Source organism: Lysinibacillus sp. FSL H8-0500, from assembly GCF_038051955.1.
GTDB lineage: Bacteria > Bacillota > Bacilli > Bacillales_A > Planococcaceae > Lysinibacillus > Lysinibacillus macroides.
Genome location: NZ_CP150292.1, coordinates 3731911 through 3750518, shown reverse-complemented (window position 1 = coordinate 3750518; position 18608 = coordinate 3731911). Strand labels below are relative to the sequence as shown.

15 protein-coding genes and 1 pseudogene are annotated in these 18608 nt (G+C 39.1%); 12 read left to right on the top strand and 4 right to left on the bottom strand.

The features are described 5' to 3' along the window. Positions 1-81: 81 nt before the first annotated feature. The gene (locus MHB44_RS17915; RefSeq protein WP_341300262.1) at positions 82-1320 is read right to left on the bottom strand and encodes an IS110 family transposase; all 1239 of its coding nucleotides are present in this window, start codon (positions 1318-1320) and stop codon (positions 82-84) included. A gap of 620 nt (positions 1321-1940) precedes the next feature. Here MHB44_RS17915 and MHB44_RS17910 point away from each other — a divergent pair. The 3 genes and pseudogenes from MHB44_RS17910 (at position 1941) to MHB44_RS17900 (ending at position 4374) form a co-directional block, all read left to right on the top strand. Continuing rightward, on the top strand, positions 1941-2546 hold the full coding sequence (locus MHB44_RS17910; protein WP_341300261.1) for a hypothetical protein: 606 nt from the start codon (positions 1941-1943) through the stop codon (positions 2544-2546). Positions 2547-2650: 104 nt separating this feature from the next. Continuing rightward, positions 2651-3801, top strand: a pseudogene (gene tnpB / locus MHB44_RS17905) (IS200/IS605 family element RNA-guided endonuclease TnpB). Positions 3802-4071: 270 nt separating this feature from the next. Then, the gene (locus MHB44_RS17900; protein WP_341300260.1) at positions 4072-4374 is read left to right on the top strand and encodes an S-layer homology domain-containing protein; all 303 of its coding nucleotides are present in this window, start codon (positions 4072-4074) and stop codon (positions 4372-4374) included. Between the two features lie 91 nt (positions 4375-4465). Here the strand turns inward: MHB44_RS17900 and MHB44_RS17895 are convergent, their stop codons facing one another. Next, the gene (locus MHB44_RS17895) at positions 4466-5152 is read right to left on the bottom strand and encodes a zinc transporter family protein (RefSeq protein ID WP_235473489.1); all 687 of its coding nucleotides are present in this window, start codon (positions 5150-5152) and stop codon (positions 4466-4468) included. Positions 5153-5724: 572 nt separating this feature from the next. On the opposite strand from MHB44_RS17895, the gene MHB44_RS17890 reads away from it, so the two are divergent. The 7 genes from MHB44_RS17890 (at position 5725) to MHB44_RS17860 (ending at position 13676) form a co-directional block, all read left to right on the top strand. Continuing rightward, the gene (locus tag MHB44_RS17890; protein WP_341302997.1) at positions 5725-7329 is read left to right on the top strand and encodes a Na/Pi symporter; all 1605 of its coding nucleotides are present in this window, start codon (positions 5725-5727) and stop codon (positions 7327-7329) included. A 75-nt stretch (positions 7330-7404) separates the two neighbouring features. Then, positions 7405-7854, top strand: a complete 450-nt coding sequence (locus tag MHB44_RS17885; RefSeq protein ID WP_341300259.1) for an SACOL1771 family peroxiredoxin — start codon at positions 7405-7407, stop codon at positions 7852-7854. Between the two features lie 115 nt (positions 7855-7969). Further along, positions 7970-9631, top strand: coding sequence for a GNAT family N-acetyltransferase (locus MHB44_RS17880; RefSeq protein WP_341300258.1), 1662 nt, complete (start codon positions 7970-7972; stop codon positions 9629-9631). Continuing rightward, on the top strand, positions 9612-10358 hold the full coding sequence (locus tag MHB44_RS17875) for a hypothetical protein (protein WP_341300257.1): 747 nt from the start codon (positions 9612-9614) through the stop codon (positions 10356-10358). The genes MHB44_RS17880 and MHB44_RS17875 overlap by 20 nt, the downstream gene beginning before the upstream one ends. Positions 10359-10362: 4 nt before the next feature. After that, positions 10363-11352 carry a polysaccharide deacetylase family protein gene (locus MHB44_RS17870; protein WP_341300256.1) on the top strand — a complete coding sequence of 330 codons (990 nt, stop codon included), beginning with the start codon at positions 10363-10365 and terminating at the stop codon, positions 11350-11352. Positions 11353-11546: 194 nt separating this feature from the next. Further along, a complete protein-coding gene (locus tag MHB44_RS17865) occupies positions 11547-12533 on the top strand; it encodes an agmatinase family protein (RefSeq protein ID WP_341300255.1) in 987 nt (328 codons plus the stop codon). 258 nt (positions 12534-12791) lie between these two features. Then, a complete protein-coding gene (locus tag MHB44_RS17860; protein WP_341300254.1) occupies positions 12792-13676 on the top strand; it encodes a 5'-3' exonuclease in 885 nt (294 codons plus the stop codon). Here MHB44_RS17860 and MHB44_RS17855 read toward each other — a convergent pair. Together MHB44_RS17855 and MHB44_RS17850 are read right to left on the bottom strand one after the other, a co-directional pair. Continuing rightward, positions 13639-14166 carry a C39 family peptidase gene (locus MHB44_RS17855; RefSeq protein ID WP_341302996.1) on the bottom strand — a complete coding sequence of 176 codons (528 nt, stop codon included), beginning with the start codon at positions 14164-14166 and terminating at the stop codon, positions 13639-13641. The genes MHB44_RS17860 and MHB44_RS17855 overlap by 38 nt on opposite strands. 56 nt (positions 14167-14222) lie before the next feature. Continuing rightward, complete coding sequence (locus MHB44_RS17850) at positions 14223-14540, bottom strand: thioredoxin family protein (RefSeq protein ID WP_341300253.1); 318 nt, start codon at positions 14538-14540, stop codon at positions 14223-14225. A 355-nt stretch (positions 14541-14895) separates the two neighbouring features. Between MHB44_RS17850 and MHB44_RS17845 the strand changes: the two genes are divergently transcribed. Further along, positions 14896-17280, top strand: a complete 2385-nt coding sequence (locus MHB44_RS17845; protein WP_341300252.1) for a 3-hydroxyacyl-CoA dehydrogenase/enoyl-CoA hydratase family protein — start codon at positions 14896-14898, stop codon at positions 17278-17280. A 49-nt stretch (positions 17281-17329) separates the two neighbouring features. Beyond that, positions 17330-18502: an acetyl-CoA C-acetyltransferase gene (locus tag MHB44_RS17840; protein ID WP_341300251.1), complete on the top strand. Its 1173-nt coding sequence runs from the start codon at positions 17330-17332 to the stop codon at positions 18500-18502. Positions 18503-18608 lie beyond the last annotated feature (106 nt).

The window sequence follows — 18608 nt, the reverse complement described above, 5'->3', positions numbered from 1 at the left end:
AATAAACCTCACGCTTTTTAACTAAAAATAGTTAAAAAACGGAAGTTATAAATTAACTAAAGAAAAGTGAGAAAAGATTCGTTATTCTCTCCTTTCTTCTTTGGGGATGTACAACTGTTTCGTGCGTAGTAGCGAATGCACGAGTCGTACAAGTTTTCTAGCGGTTAAGACGAGCGCGCGTTTGTGTTGATGTTTCGTTACTTCTTGGTATTTCTTTTGATAAAAGGCTTTATATTCGGCGTCATGTTTTCGTATGGCGTCTGATGCTTGCACAAGATAATAGCGTAAATACTTATTGCCGGTTCGCATACGGCTGGTATCCTCGGCTTCATACTCGCCTGACTGATACTGTGTCCATACGAAACCTGCGTATTTCGCTAAAGCGTGGTGATCATCAAAACGATGAATATCCCCAATCTCTGCGATTAAACCCGCTGCGTACACGGGACCGATGCCTTTTACCGAAGTTAATGTTTGTGGAATACCTTTCATCATGCGTTCGATTTCCTTATCTAACCGCTTTACTTGGGTTTCCATGTGTTGAATGGTGCTTAAAATCACGGATAAAGAAAGATTAACCGGATCGGCCATTATTTTATCTAAACGGTACGAATTACGAGCGAGCTGCTTGAGATATTTCGCCATCTCCTCAGGCTCCGCAAAACGGTTTTTACCTTTTTCTTGTAGGAACTCGACCAGCTCCTCCAAAGGCATTTCAGCGATGATACCAGGGTCCAGTTCTTCAATGACGGCGATGCTTGTCGCACCGAATGTATCAGAGAACGGATTATCTTGGCGTAAGCCGCTAAATTTTAAGTACAGTTGATTTAACATGTATGTTTTATTACGCGCAATTTCATGAACTAAATGGAAGCGCGTACGTGTTAAACGACGCAGGGCATCGTAAATTAAGGTTTCTTGCATTTCATGTGGCAATCGTCCAAAGCGTAGATGATCCGCAATAACCCAGGCGTCTACTTTGTCGTTCTTCGGTAATGTATCGTAGCCCTTTTTAAAGCGAGCTACTTTACGCGCGTTGAGCATATAAATCGCTGTTTGAAGATGGGGTAAGACTTTTTTACATTGTGCTTTTAAGTAATGGGCAAGGTGCCAACTATATTGATCCGTGGCCTCCATCCCGATTTTTAATTGATCTGTTTGATTTTTTTCCGCTGTTCGTATAATTTTTTGAATCAAAGTGTCCGCACCTTCTACATCATTTCGAACAGAAAAATCAGCGAGTGTGTGACCCTCTCCATGCATGAAATGAACATGATGGGAGCGCAAACTCACGTCAATACCGACTAGCATATGTGACATGCCAATCACCTCCTAAGGGGGAATTAATCAAGATACACGCAGACCTGGGTGCCCAGTCGAATCATCGATGTCTGCCTCGTTATCAGCAATCGCAAGTAGAAGACCATTTATGAGCGCTACACTCTCTTCTGAATCTTACGTCGCAGCCAGTGGTTAGACCTTCCATAATGAACGATGGGTAGCAGGCTTATGAAGCAGTACACAAGTGTGTCTGCAAGGAGTGAAAGCTATTTCCTGTGAATACCTTGTCTGTTCCATTGTCGCATGGACACAGGGCTGCGTGAACTATTTTGGATGACTAAAAAAGGACGAAGTACTGAAATGGAGCCTCCTCCATCCTTCGCCCTTGTGCTATAAAATTGGGTTAAAAAAGGGGATGACAAATAAACAGGTAAGCACCTGTAGGCAATACTTAAAATAGTATTTAACAATAAAATGATGATTTCCTTTTGGCTCCCTCGGTCAAACAGGGGTCAAACAGGTAAAACATAAAACAAGAGTGAGGGAGCCAATCGGCGACCACTTCCTAGAGGAAATCCAACAGATCCCCCAGTTGTCCGGATCAACTGGAAATTCTATCGGAAAGAGCTCTTACTACTAATATACGAGGAGGAAGAATAATGAAAAAGATAATGTTAGCTGGAGCACTAAGTATTGCATGTTTTACAGGAGGGGTTGGTGGACAAGCCTCTGCACAGGAAGCTGTAGATGTTGCGAGTCTTATCCATGTAAAGAAGGCTGTTGCAACAACGGGTCAATCACAAGCGATGTCCTATCAAGATATTTATAAAATGTTATTACTCGTTAAAGTAGGACTGGAAAACGATAAAATGACACTTACAACAACAAGCAATAGTATTACAGTAAAGGTTTCGTTAGCAGCAATTCTTCAAGCTTATATAGATGGTACACATGCATATCCAGAGGGAGCAAAAGAGTTTAAGGAAAATTATGAGGAATTTAAAAAATTATTTGGCAATGCTATTGAAATAAAAATTACGCAAACTGGAAATTCTTTTAAGAGTGAAATATATGTAGCTGGTAAATGGGAGGCTGTTAATGCAGAAGATTTGAATGACATGCTAGCAGTATTTGCTCGTGCAGAGATTGACCTAAAGTCAGGTGGTTATTTTAAGGATGCGATTGGTCACTGGGCTGAAAGCTATATTCAATTTTTATCGTTTTTCGACAGAAGACGTCCGCTTCAAGGAATGTGTAGGGCGTAGCCGAATGCGTAAGTGGGGGATGAATGGCGGTTGGTGATAGCCAAAGCCACGTCCTTTCGGTTAAAATAGAAACAAACATTCGGATAAAGAGGGAGGTGTTTCGTGTGTTGGTCAACAAAGTATACAAATTCCGTATCTATCCAAACAAAGAACAAGAAATCCTCATAGCTAAAACAATCGGTTGTTCGCGTTTTGTCTTCAATTATTTTTTAGCAAAATGGAAGGATGCTTACAAAGAAACAGGAAAAGGGTTCACTTATCATACTTGTTCTTCTCGGTTAACACAACTGAAGAAAGAATACGTTTGGTTGAAAGAAGTAGACAGCATTGCGCTTCAATCCTCCCTTAAAAACCTTTCGGATGCGTATGCACGATTTTTCAAGAAACAGACTAAAGCACCACGTTTCAAGTCTAAAAACAATAAAGTACAATCCTACACAACAAAGCACACGAACGGCAATATTACGATTGTAGGAAACAAAATCAAGTTACCCAAAATTGGATTTGTCAAGTTTGCAAAAAGTCGTGAGGTTGAAGGGTGTATTCTTAACGCGACAATCAGACGAAATCCAAGTGGAAAATACTTTGTCTCGATTCTTGCTGAAACAGACGTGCAGCCACTAGAAAAAACAGGCTCTTCTGTCGGTATGGACGTCGGTCTTAAAGATTTTCGATTCTTTCTACTGGAACGGTGTATAAAAATCCGAAGTTTTTCTGTTCACTTGAAAAGAAACTGGCGAAAGAACAGCGTATTTTGTCAAGGCGAAAAGAAATGGCATTGAAGCAAAAGAAGTCGTTAGAGGAAGCAAGAAACTACCAAAAACAAAAGGTGAAAGTCGCACGCATTCATGAAAAAATAGCGCATGCAAGAACAGACTATTTGCAAAAAATTTCTACTGACATCGTCAAAAACCACGATGTCATCGGTATCGAAGATTTGCAAGTATCCAATATGTTAAAGAACCATAAGTTAGCGAAAGCAATCAGCGAAGTATCTTGGTCACAATTTAGAACGATGTTGGAATATAAAGCAAATTGGTATGGTAAACAGGTAATTGCGATATCTAAAACATTTGCTAGTTCTCAACTATGTTCAGCTTGCGGACACAAAAACAAAGACGTTAAGCATTTAAATCTTCGTGAGTGGGATTGCCCTTCTTGTGGCACACATCACGATAGAGATATGAACGCAGGACAAAATCTGAAAAACGAAGCGATAAGGCTTCTAACCGTAGGAACTACGGGGATAGCCTAATCCATAACTGGCAGTTACGCTGGTGTTCTTAGGAATCACCCACTTCAATAACTAAGTGGGGGTAGTTCAAATCAAACAGACATTATTAATGGAACGTCTGCAACAACATTTCATCCAAATGGACAGGTTACGCGTGGGGAGCTAGCGGCTATTATTTTCCGAGCATCAGGCTTAGATGTAAATAAGGATTATGAAGGAGCTGCCACTTATACAGATCTCGATGGTTTTTGGGGAGCAAAGGAAGTAGCTATTTTACAAGAATACGGCTTAATGGATATTTTTGATGGTGAAAAACTGGAGCCCAAAAAACCTGTAACACGTGAAGAAATGGCCTATGTGACTGCTAAATATTTAGTAGGAATGGAGCTGGATGTTACTCAGGTAAGCAACAACAATACATTTACAGATAAAAATCAAATGCGTGAGGATACTGTAGAAGCAATTGGTTTATTACAACAATTGGGTATTTTAAATGGGACAAATGGTAAGTTTAATCCAAAGGGAAATCTTACACGTGCAGAAATTTCTAAAATTTTAACAGTTACGATCATGTTATTAGCAGAAGAAGAATGACGGTTATAAACATATAATGGAAAAAATCCGCTTTTCTTTCTATGGACAAGATGCGAGCCGTCTCATAGAAAACTACGCGGATTTTTTTAACTTATTCCACAAGTATATGGAAGCTATAGCTTAATAGATAGCCTAAAAAGAGATAGATGATAAAGGATTTCACACTAACTGCTCGAAGATGATGCAAAATAAATTCAGAAACGCTGGCAGTGGCTATTAATCCTATAGAAATCCCCATTAAAATGCCCTGTGCTTTATTTGTTAACACCCAATATTGACCAAACCAAATAAAAACACTAAAGAAAATAGAGAAAATAAAGAAGTACATAAAGAGCTTCCATAGCCTTTCTCCTTGAGCAATCAGTGCCGTTGACAAAGCAAAGCCCTCAGGAACATGATGCAGAATAATAGAGGCTGTGAGCGAAATACTTAATGCGGCATTGCTAAGTAAATTTCCAACAGTAAGGCTGATAGGAATTGTATGAATAATCATGGCAAGCGTTAAAAGAGAGACAGAGGAATGCTGGGTGGAAGATGTATGCAATAAGCTATCGAGTATTTGAAAGATACAGTAGCCAATAAAAATACCAAGTATCATCCCAAATGGCTGGTAAATATGAACAGAGGAAGGGATGATATCGAGGATAAGCAGACCAACTAAAAAACCACCACATAATAATGATAGCCCCTGTGTTGTATGCTGAAAGAGCTTAGAGAAAATCCAGGCAATAGCGCCACCTATGCTTACACTAAAAAATAAAAATCCACCAAGTACCATTGCACTCACCTGTAAAATTCCTCCACTCTATTATAAACTTCATGCCGTTTTATCAAATGTATGCGAAATAGCCCGGAATATGCTTGCCCTTCTATAGCAATGTAGAAGGAGTATGACTTTTGAAAATAGTAAAAACTAAATACCATGGTGGTTTGATTGCAAGAGTCTACAATTGGTAGTGTATTATTCCTTCGCTGCTCTGCGAAATATATCCCTTTTTCTTCTAAATTAGTGCTCATTCTGCAAGTTTGTGACATTGTTTTTTCAAACATTGCTTGTTTTTGTACATAAATGAAAAACATCCTATTTTCTCAAATTCAATAATGGTACTATATAAGAATATTTAGGTAATTCCAAATGAACAGAAACAATTACTATACTTTCCATGTAATAAATAAAAGCTTATGAGATGTCTACAGGATAAAGATCTCACATATAGACACAGGGAGGAGAAGGCTTAAGTTGGAAGAAAGTGTCTTTATTTGAATAAAATGGATATAGTGATTGTGGAATTTGCCTATTGGGAGTAGGTAATAAAATAAAGCGGGGAGTGTGTTTATAAGTTGATTAATGTGCTTGGAGGCATTGGTTTATTTTTGCTCGGCATGACAATGCTAACAAATGGTTTAAAGGAACTTGCTGGTGATGCATTAAAGAAATGGTTGAATCGTTTTACTGGCGGAACCATTAGCTCTGTTTTATCGGGTGCATTGATGACAATGCTTGTACAATCCTCTACTGCCACAACATTGATTACAATTGGCTTTGTTAGTGCGGGGTTACTAACATTTGTGCAATCTATTGGTGTGATTATTGGGGCGAATATTGGTAGTACTAGTACGGGATGGATTATTTCTCTTATAGGTTTTAAAATTAATATGCAAACCATGTCATTGCCCTTTATTGCGCTTGGTGTCTTTGTACAATTGCTGGCACCTCGTGATTATAAAGCGATTGGTGGGCTATTTACAGGTTTTGGTCTATTATTTTTAGGTATTGATATTCTTCAAGGTGGGATGGCAGCTGTACAGGATAAAATTCCGTTTGATGCCTTTGATGCCAATTCGATTAGTGGAAAACTGATCTTAATCGTGTTAGGTCTTGTGATGACGGTTATTATGCAGGCATCCAGTGCAGCAATAGCGGCAACATTAACCGCTTTATATGCAGGCGCTATTGATTTTGAGCAAGCGGCTTATTTAGTCATTGGGCAAAATATTGGGACGACCGCAACTGCATTATTTGCAGCAATTGGGGCTTCTACGGCTGCGAAACGAACAGCTGCTACACATGTGCTATTTAATGTCGTAACCGCCATTATCGTAACACTTGGTGCAACATTTATCTTTACATTTACTGAATTTATCACAAAATCCATTAATGGTAGCTTTGATGAAACATTAGGTATTGCGATTTTCCATACATTATTTAGTGTGATTGGTGCGATTATCTTTATGCCATTTGTTCGTCTATTTGCAAAGTTAATTGAAAGAATGATTCCTGAAAAAGGAAATCATTTAACACGTAATTTAGATGATAGTGTCACAAAATTACCTGGTGTAGCGGTAGAGGTATCCTTTAATACATTGCAGGAAATTACAAAGGAATTAACAACTGTTCTTATAGCCCTTATTCGAGGGAAAAAACGAACAGCCGAAATTGAAAATCAATTAACACAAATTGATGATGCGATTGAAAAGACTCGTTTATTTATGGATGCCATACAGTCCTCCTCAAAAAAAGAGCGCTCTAAGCATATTGCGCTGTTACATGCTTTAGATCATTTATATCGTTTATCAAAGGCACTACGTGTACAAAGTCCTAATACTTTTCAATTGCAGGACGCATTAACACAGCAATGGTTGGAGGTTTTGGAGAAGGTACTAGTGATAATTGATGAAGATGAGCGTTTGCCTGAAATAGCAAACTTATTAGAGGCGACATCTTCTGAAATGGCTACTGTAAGACGAGATAAAAGAAATGCCTATTTCGAGCATACTGTTGAAAATGTAGTAGAGTTAGAGATTGCAGCATCGAAGGTGGAGGCTTTGCTATGGATTGATGGTCTTGTTTACCACTATTGGCGTACAACAGCTCGCTTAGCTGAGTACCAGGCTCTCACAAAAAAAGGACGTCATACAGAGACAGAAAAAGCACATACTGCTACGGCTGAATAGTGAACATGCTCGTTTCGCCAAGGTGTGGAGCGAGCATTTTCCTAGCCTTTAAAGGAATAGCGGAAAGGAGAGAATATGACGCAACATAAATTTACAATGGATTTAACATGGTCAGAAGGAAGAAATGGTATAGGGAATCTTATGGCGCATAATTTACAAACAAAAATTTCTATTCCGCGGGAAATGAATGGACCAGGTATTGGTACAAATCCTGATGAAATGCTACTAGGTGCAGCAGCAACCTGTTATTTAATTACATTTGCCACACTACTCGAAAATTCAGCCATTGCTGTGCTTGACTTATCCATACAGTCAGAGGGCTTTGTCAATGTGATAAATGGTAGTTTTACTTATGAAAAAATTATACATAAACCACGTATTGTTGTCGAAGAGCTTTCAGAGCGTTTGGAAAGGAGAATTACGCATTTAGCACAAAAGGCAGAGCAAACCTGCATGATTAGTAAGGCATTAAAGGGCAATGTTGCCATTGAACATACTATTCAACTGATCGAAGCAAACCTATAATTAATACGAAAAAGAGTTTATCAGCCTATTATCCTGATAACTCTTTTTTTCATATTTCTCTAATTATTTAATATACATATAGAACGGTACGTACAATATTCGTGGATGGTGAATAATGAAAAGAAAGGGGATTTTCTTGCAATTAATTCGTATTCGAACAGATGATGAGCTGATGTGGTACAAGGAAATTTGGGATGATATGTTAGAACAAGAGGACAATGATAACCCCTTTATTGAATTTGCTTGGTTTTATAATTGGTGGCAATTGCTAGGGCGTAAAGAACGTGTGGAGCTTTACGCTGTTGAACATAAAGGGATGATTATTGCCTTTTTTCCTTTTACTGTGGCTATGCGTTGGGGGATAAGGGTGTATACTTTTGCAGGCGAAGGTATTGCTCATTACACAGGAATTATCGCCAAAAAAGAATGGCTCATGCAAGCTATAACCTTTATCTTTGATGAGCTTCGTCGTAAGCATCAACATATTATTTTTTCATTGCATGGCTTGTTAGAAAGTAAACAATCTACAACGACGATTGAGCAATACTTTGTGGAAAACCAATTGTCTACCCACATTTTTCGTATCGTGACGCCATATCTTGCTTTGTCAGCACAGCAAGAAAATGTGTATACAATAGATCAACAGGTAAGTAAGCTGCGAAATTTGGGCTTATTAACAAAGCATATGCCTTTACAGGACGAGCTTTGGCAAATGTTTCGGTTATTTGATCGACAACAGCGGAAAAGGGTTGGGACAAGTGGTTTTATTAGAGGTAAGAATAGGGAATTTTTTGAGCGCCTAGCAATGCTACAAGGAGAAGCCTTACAGGTGAAGATCCATGCACTTTTGTTTGAAAATCAATGGATTGCCTGCACATATGGGCTTTGTTGCCGTGGGCGTTATATAACGTATGCACGTGCATATGAACCTTTATTTCATATATTTGGTGTTGAACGTATGGCTAATCAGGAAACGATTCAGCGAGCTTATGCTGCAAACTATCGCCTGTTGGATATGGGGATTGGCTATGAGCCCTATAAATTAGAATGGCGCTCTGGCGTTGATTTTACCAGAAATATGCTTGCTAGCAGTGGTACAAAGCGTACAAAATTACTGGCAGGTTTTTTAACATTAAAGGAACGACTGAAGAAATTTGCTAAAGGCAGTCAGCACTGGCAGCAGCCTATACTAGGACAATTACGGCTTTTAGTAAAGTATGGAAAGGTAAAAGATTGGTTAGAATATGGACAACAATTCGTAGAAAGATTTATTCGTTTACAACAAGTGACTTTATATGAATTATCCCCATCAGACGCTATTGCTCCACAGCAGCCTATTGGTAATTTATTTGTAGAAATGTCTATTCAGGAAGCGATGCAACTTGAACAAAAAGAGCTGTTGGACCTCTTTTATAAGGGATTTACACTTTATAAAGACCCCTTTGCGGAAACGAATAAGCTGGCGTTTGCGTTACATGCCTCCCATTGGCATATGGATACACTGCAAATTACCGAGGCTTTGCCAAAGCAAACCTGTTTTTTAAGCCATGACGATGCTACACAGATTGATATTATTACGGCTTATTTTCGCCATAGCAAACCTACACAGGCACTATGGATAACGGCAGGCTTTTGGCAATGGCGGAAACGAAAACGCTTAATACAGCTAGGCTATCAACCTATTTCTCGAATAAAGCATTATAAAATGGCTTATTATAAGCGACATCATGTAGAAAAATATACAGAGAGTGGGGGCGATGTTCATTCTGTCCATTAAAAGTAAGCGATGGAATATCGCAATGCAGCATTTTTATTTTGTCGAAAAACCAGCAAATATTCGAAAGTCTATGAGGGTTGTAGGTTATACACATTCACTAGTACCGAGCCGCAAGCTTGTTCAAAGTGAAACGATTCATATTTCGCTTCGAGAATCTGAGCTTTCATTATATTTAGCGCTATCAGAGGGAAATCGGCAACTTTTACGATGTGCGCAACAGGAATTTTATCAAGTGATTTTGTATCGAGAGCCTTCAACGGAGAATTTGCGAGCCTTTCAACAGTTTTACAATCAATTTGCTAAAAGAAAAAGGCTTAAAGGTATTGGCAAATCACAAATGGAAACGTTGCTACTATTAAATCAGCAGGGGGCTTTATTATTATCTGAGGTTCAAAGTATTTGTGGACAAACAATGTGTTACCGGCTTGATATTGTACATGCAAAAAAAGCGATGTCTTATTATGAGGTAACATGTGATGCGGCAGCTATGGCAGCTCATTTACAACGACCTTTGCGTTATGCCAATCGTTTCTTGCTATGGCATAACTTACTGCATTTAAAGCAGCAAGGTTTTGTTTTATATGATATGGGTGAATTAACAGATGATCCTCATGTACGAGCCTTGAAGCAAAGCTTTGGTGGAGAGGTTGTCAATGTTTATTCAGGCTATATTACACTATCTAAAATACGTGCACGATTGCTCGGTGTGAAAAAATGGAGGAAGTAGCAGTATGAACGGTGGGGGTCTCATTATTTCATTAGATTTTGAGCTAAAATGGGGTGTCCATGATGCTTTTTGCTATGGGCGATACAATAAAAACCTATATGGTGTACGCAAAGCCCTGCCTAAAATATTAGCGTTATTTGAGCAATATCATATTCATGCAACTTGGGCGACAGTAGGCTTATTGTTTGCCGAATCAAAGGCAGAGATGGCTCATTATTTACGAGGTATCCCAGTAAAATATGAACAGATGCGCTATGCTGCTTATACCCAGCTTGCGAAAGTAGGCGAAAATGAGCAAGAGGATCTTTTGCATTTTGGTAAATCTTTAATTGAGGAGATCAAACGTACACCCTATCAGGAAATTGCAAGTCATACTTTTTCTCATTTTTATTGTTTAGAAAAAGGGCAAACAAAGGCGGATTTTTGTGCAGATTTATATGCAATGAAAACGATTACGGACGGCTATATTGCTCCTATGAAATCCATTACCTTTCCACGTCATCAAATAAACAAAGACTATTTTCAGGCATGTTTAGAGGCGGGATATATTTGTTATAGAGGTCCAACCAATCATGCTTTGTATAATACTTCAAAAGGCAGATGGCTAGGCGCGAAAAAGTGGTTAGATAGCTATTTCAATTTAACTGGTCATCATCTGGTGACATTTAAGGATATGCAAAAGGGGCAGCTGATTGATATTCGCTCAAGTGCCTTTTTAAGACCTTATTGTAGCCCATTGCGTGTATTCGAAGGGTTAAAGTTAAAGCGTATAAAGGAAGGGATGCTTGAGGCTGCTAAAGCACAGGCATTTTATCATATATGGTGGCATCCTCATAATTTTGGGAAGCATATTGATAAAAATTTAGCGATGCTCGAGGAGCTACTGCGTTATTTTGAGGAATTGCGTAGCCAATATTCTTTTGAAAGCTATTCCATGTATGAGGTGGCAAAATTGTGTCTCCATCCAGAAAGAGGTATCTCAAATGATTTTTGAGATGCCTTTTTTGCTGTGTTGAACAGTAAAGATGAAGAAAATTTTGTAGAATAACAGAAAAATATAACGAAGATAAGTGTTCAAATGGTACTATAACGTTAATAACATATATATTAGGTCATTTTGAGGAGAATATCACTTGGCGTATAGGCCGATTTGACTTGAATGAAAATGAGATAAAGGTGGAGATTAATATGTTTATACGACCGGAATGCCAATGGCAGCAAGAAAAAGGCTCAGCATTGCATCAATGGATTAAACAACAAATAAATCCTAATCCAAATGATGTAGATATTATTGTGTATGGTGCTTTATTATCTTATGCCACTGAAGCATCAACGAAAGCACAGTATCCAAATGCATTCCGTAAAGCATGGCCCAGCTTCCAGTCCTATAATTTAGATGAACAGATAAATTTACGTGCGCTGGCAGTTGTGGATATTGGTGACGTGGCGATTCATGAAAAAGATAGAATGCTGTCGGAATCTGCCATTGAGGCGGCAGCAGAAAATTTAAGTATAGCCTATCCAAGAAGCTTTACGTGTTTAATAGGTGGAGATCATGCTATTACAGCATGTTCACTAAAAGGCATTAAAAATGCTTTTCCACAGGATCGTATTGGAATCATTCAGATTGATACACATTTAGATGCAAGAAACCAAGAAGAAATTGGCTTAGCGCAAGATTCACCCATACACCAGTTAATAGCAACAGGAGTTGTTGAAGGGAGACATGTGTATAATGTAGGTTTACATGGCTTTTTCAATTCACCAGAAATGATTCATTATGCGAGGGAACAAGGTATTCACATGATTACATTAAAGCAAATGCGACGTGATGGTATTCAGCTCACAATACGTGAAATGCTGCGTCAACTTATGTATGAGGTAGATCGAATTTATGTATCGGTTGATTTAGATGCACTGGATATTATGTTTGCACGAGACGTTCCAGCAGCGACACCAGGTGGTTTAACAGCCTATGAATTATTTGATATTCTTAAGCTTATTGGTGAGAATGAGGGGGTCCGTCATATTGATTTTGTCTATGCTGACCCAAAGGAAGGTACCCTTCAATCAGAAACTGTTAAGATCGGCGTGACAGCATTTTTGCAATGGCTAACAGGTATTCAACTGGATTACCGTAATCGTATTTCAAAAAAAGGAAAGACAATGCTATAAAAGAAGTATGTGGATCATGTTGATGATTAAAAATTTGCTATAATGTTGAATAGAAAGCATTATAGCAAGCTTTTTATCTTGGCTCAGCGGGCGACTAAATATCTTCTGAACCAAGATAAAAGCTCCAGCGGGTGTGATAGATTTTTTCAAACGAGCTCGAAGAAATCTGGACACATTGTTTATCTGCGCGAAAGCGAGGCGTTAGCGGCAATAATTACACCTTGGCGTAATAGATTGTATATAAGAGAGGATTTTAGTATGACAACAAAACCAAAGCTATTAATTGTTGACGGTATGGCACTGTTATTTCGTTCCTTTTTTGCTTCGGCAGCAATGGGTCATTTTATTCGCCTTGCAGATGGCACACCAACAAATGGGGCGCAAGGATTTGTGCGTCATGTACTAACAGCACAATCCATAATGAAGCCAACTCATATGGCTGTTTGTTGGGACATGGGGGCACATACATTCCGCAATGATCTATTTGATGGCTATAAGGCGAATCGTCCAGCACCGCCAGAGGAGATGCTGCCACAATTCGATATGGCAAAGAATTTAGCACAGCAAATTGGCTGGAAAAATTTTGGAGTGCAAGGAATGGAAGCGGATGATTTAATCGGCTCTATGATTACAAAATGGCAGAACGAGGCAGATATTACCGTAATTAGTGGTGATAAAGATTTGCTTCAGCTTTTAAGACCATCTACAGAGATTGCTTTTACGAAAAAAGGCTATACAGAATATGATATTTATACACATGCGCGCTTTCACGAGGAATATCGTATTGAACCAGCACAATTTGCACAGGTGAAGGCCTTTATGGGAGATACAAGTGATGGCTATCCAGGTGTAAAAGGTATTGGCCCTAAGCAGGCACTTACCTTAATTCAAACATACGGCTCTATTGATAATATTTTGGCATCATTGGCTGAATTAAAGCCTGGGCAACGAACAAAAATTCAAGAAAATATAAAGATGTTGCAATTATCGTATGAGCTTGCAACGATTCAAACCGATGTCCCAATAGAAGCGGATTTTACAAGCTTAGTATTGCCGAATTATCAAGCACAAACCTTTAAAGCGATTGAGGAGAGTGGCTATACACTTATTGCGAAGCATGCACGTTCCTTGTATTCGGTGTAATTTTAACAAATGATAGCACCTTTGCGTTATTGTGAAATAGTGCTTGTTGAACTTTGCTATTACGATTTGGACCACCATTATCATGAAAAATTAACGATAGCTGGTCATTTTTTATTTCATAGCCAATAAGGGGAACCCAATGGTAGGCAAAGGTAGATTGTTGATCTCGCCAATTCAGACTAAAATAGCGGTCAAAGCGCATCGCAACAGGGCGACCAGCATCGATTTCCTGTAAGGCTTCCTTTAATGAACAGCCACGAATATCCCAATTTGGCTGTAAGCGACGAAGATGATAAATAAGCCGCCATTTAAATAAACCAATTTTTGTGCCACCAAGCTGTTGATAAAGCTCATTAATGCTAGGAGCAGATGCATTCAAATAGTTTAAAATCACATAAATTGTTGTAGGTCCACAGGCAGAATTGCGATAGCCTGGTGCAATGGATGGATCATATTGTGACGTTCCAGCTAAATTCAATTGTTGGTGCATCATATCGTTTCCTTTCAAAAAGAGCTGCATTCCGTGAAAAGAATGCAGCTCATTGGTTATTGTTGGGCAGCTAAAAATTCTGTTACTTGCTGAGGTGTTTTAGCATTTGCACTATGTAAGTGTGCAAGCTTTTCGCTGTTTTGGAAAATTAATAGACTTGGAATGCCCATCACATCATATTTCTCTGCAATTTCTGGTAGCTCATCGCGGTTTAGCTCATACCAATCGTATTGGCTATACTCCTCAATAATTGGATCAATAAACATATTCATACGTGTGCAATCTGGACACCAGCCTGCATAGAATTTTACTAGTACCTTTTGGTCACCAGCAATCAGTTCATTAAATTGTTCTGTCGTAGTAATTGTTTTCATAGTATTCACGCTCCTTGCTTTCCATTCTACACATTTTTAGCGTAACCTGAAAGTTTTCTGTTTCGCTGTATTGCTCGCTACTTCTTGCATGCTTTTCGCTCGTAAAAAACAAAAAAAGTTATATATTGCAAAAATAAATAGTGAAAAAAGATTGCTAAATTAGACAAAATAATCTACACTAAAAACAGAAAAAGTAGTTTTATCTTCATTACCTACTGTAAATGGAGATAAGCCTTAGCTGTATTCGGTTGGAAAAGTCAACACAGGATAAAAAATCACTAAGGTAAACTTGATATTTTTTTGGTCAAAAAATGAATGGCTATTCATTCAATGGGAGAATAAGGGGGAATTGCTTGTGACTTACAACATTCAAAAAGCAGCTGTTCTAGGTTCTGGGGTGATGGGCTCTGGAATTGCAGCACACTTAGCAAATATCGGTATACCGACACTACTATTAGATATTGCACCAAAGGAACTGACGCAGGAGGAAGAGGCAAAGGGGCTTTCTTTAGAGCACCCAGCTGTTAGAAATCGTATTGTAAACGGAGCCTTGCAAAAGTTATTAAAGCAAAAGCCAGCACCACTTACTTCTAAGAAAAATTTATCACTACTAACGGTCGGCAACTTTGAGGATGATTTAGATCAATTAAAAGATGTGGATTGGATTATTGAAGTTGTTGTTGAAAATTTATCAATTAAACAAAGTCTCTATGAAAAAATTGATGCGATTCGTACATCAGGCACAATTATTAGCTCCAATACATCAGGCATTAGTATTAATGCAATGGCAGAGGGACGCTCAGATGATTTTAAAAAGCATTTCCTAGGAACACACTTTTTCAATCCACCTCGCTATTTAAAATTATTAGAGGTCATTCCAGCTGATACAACGGCACCAGAAGTTGTGAGCTTTATGAAAACATTTGGTGAGGATGTGCTTGGAAAAGGCGTTGTACTTGCAAAGGATACACCAAACTTTATTGCCAACCGCATTGGCACATACGGTTTATTAATCACTTTACAGGAAATGCTAAAGGGCGGTTACTCTGTAGGGGAAGTAGACTCTGTAACAGGTCCATTAATCGGACGTCCAAAATCGGCAACTTTCCGTACATTAGATGTTGTAGGATTAGATACATTTATTCATGTAGCTAAAAATGTTTACGATCAAACAACAGGTGAGGAGCAACAGGTCTTTGCTGTCCCTGAATTTTTGCAAAAGATGGTGGAAAACGGCTGGCTTGGAGCTAAGTCAGGTCAAGGTTTCTTCTTAAAGCAAGGAAAAGAAATTCTTGAGATGGACCCAACAACATTTGAGTATAGTCCAGTGAAAAAATTAAAAACACCTTCTATTGAAATGGCAAAACAAACACGTGGATTAGCGAATAAAGTTAAAGCATTAACCTATGCAAAGGATCGTACAGGTGAACTGCTATGGGGAATTTTTGCACCAACATTAATTTATTCAGCACAGCTACATGGTGAAATTGCAGATGATATTGTAGCTATTGACAATGCCATGAAATGGGGCTTTGGCTGGCAACAGGGACCATTTGAAATTTGGGATGCGATTGGCGTGAAGGACTCTGTAGCAAAAATGGAAGCAGAGGGTCGAGAAGTACCTGCATTTGTCAAAGACATGTTAACAAATGGCTTTGAAACATTCTATTCTGAAATAGATGGCGATTTAGCTTACTACAATGGCTCACAGTATGTGAAAGTGCCAGTCAATGAAAAAGAGATTAACTTAAAACGTTATAAGAAAAAGCATGGTGTGATTAAATCAAACACAGGTGCTAGTTTAATAGATTTAGGCGATGGTATTGCGTTGTTAGAATTCCATTCCCAGTCAAATGCGATTGGCTTAGATATTATTCAAATGATTAACTTTGCAGTGAGTGAGGTCGAGGCTAACTATAAGGGCTTAGTCATCGGTAACCAGGGGAAAAATTTCTGTGTTGGCGCAAATCTAGGGATGATTTTAGTAGAGGCACAGGATGATAATATTTTTGAGCTCGATTTCGTTATTAAATCATTCCAAGATGCTATGCAAAAAATTAAATATTGCCGTAAGCCAGTCGTAGCAGCACCATTTGGTATGACATTAGGTGGTGGCGCAGAGGTATGCTTACCAGCCACACATATTCAGGCAACAATGGAAACGTATATGGGCTTAGTAGAAGTAGGCGTTGGCTTAATCCCTGGAGGTGGCGGCAATAAGGCGCTTTATGAAAAGTTCCTAAAAGGTTTACCAAATGGCGTAGAGGTAGATTATCAACATATTGCTAATAAAGTATTTGAAACAATTGCAATGGCAAAGGTTTCAACTTCCGGTGAGGAAGCACGCGAAAATAACTTCTTAAACTTTGCGGATGGTATTTCTGTGAACCCAGATCATCAATTATACGATGCGAAGCAGGCGGCATTAGCGCTTTATGAGGCAGGCTATCAACCACCTGTGCCAACAAAGGTGCCAGTGGTCGGTGCATCAGGCTACGGTACATTACTGATTGGTGCGCAAGGACTGCTTGAATCAGGCTTTATCAGCGAACATGATTTAAAAATTGCTAAAAAATTAGCCTATGTGATTGCAGGTGGTAAGGTTCCATACGGCACATTAGTGGATGAGCAATATTTATTGAACCTAGAGCGTGAGGCATTCTTAAGCCTAGTAGCAGACCCGCTTTCTCAGCAACGCATGCAGCACATGCTGTTAAAAGGTAAACCACTTCGTAATTAATAGATGAAATAGACAATTCTTGCACATGAAACAAAGGGGGATTAATACGATGCGTGAAGCCGTTATTGTAGCAGGAGCTCGAACTCCAATTGGAAAAGCAAAAAAAGGTTCTTTAGCAACAGTAAGACCAGATGATTTTGGTGCTGTTGTAGTCAAGGAAACATTGAAAAGAGCAGGCTATGAAGGGCCGATTGATGATTTAATTTTAGGCTGTGCGATGCCAGAGGCGGAGCAAGGGATGAATGTGGCACGCAGTATTGGGGCACTTGCTGGGTTACCAGATACAACCCCTGCTCTGACGATTAATAGATTTTGTTCATCAGGTTTACAGGCGATTGCCTATGCAGCAGAGCGAATTATGTTAGGACACTCAAAGGCTATTCTTGCTGGTGGCGTCGAGTCGATGAGTATGGTGCCGATGGTGGGAAATACACCACGCTTAAATCCGACGTTAGCGGAAACAGCTCCACAATATTATATGGGCATGGGGCATACGGCTGAGGAAGTAGCTCGTCAATATAGTGTTAGTCGTGAAGATCAAGATGCCTTTGCTGTTCGCTCGCACACTCTTGCTGAAAAGGCGATTAAAGAAGGTAAATTCAATGATGAAATTGTACCAATCGAAGTGGAACAGCACTACGTAGATGAGAATAATAAACCACAAGTCAAAAAATTCACATTTAGTATGGATGAAGGTGTACGTCCAGGTACATCAGTTGAAGGTTTAGCAAAGCTGCGTCCAGCTTTTCATATAAAAGGCAGTGTAACAGCTGGTAATGCCTCTCAAACTTCTGATGGTGCAGCAGCTGTACTAGTAATGGAACGTGAAGAAGCGGAAAAACAAGGTCTTACGCCAATGGCAAAATTCCTAGGATTTGCAGTAGGTGGTGTGCCGCCTGAGGTAATGGGTATTGGACCGATTGTGGCAGTACCAAAGGCATTAGAAATTGCAGGACTATCAATAGAAGATATTGATCTATGGGAAATTAATGAAGCATTTGCCTCACAATCATTACAGGTAGTGCGCCATTTAGGCATCAACCAAGAGAAGGTCAATGTTAATGGAGGAGCCATTGCATTAGGACATCCACTAGGCGCAACAGGTGCGATTTTAACATTAAAGCTTATTCATGAATTGAAGCGTCAAGGGAAGAAATATGGCGTTGTAACAATGTGTATCGGTGGCGGTATGGGCGCTGCGGGCGTATTTGAAATTTTATAATTTTGCTAGATCAGCTTGAGGTATACTGTTTCCGGTTGCCTCCGAACATTGTACCTCAGGCTTTTCTATATATAGGGGATTACATTAGATATATTGGGAGGAATAG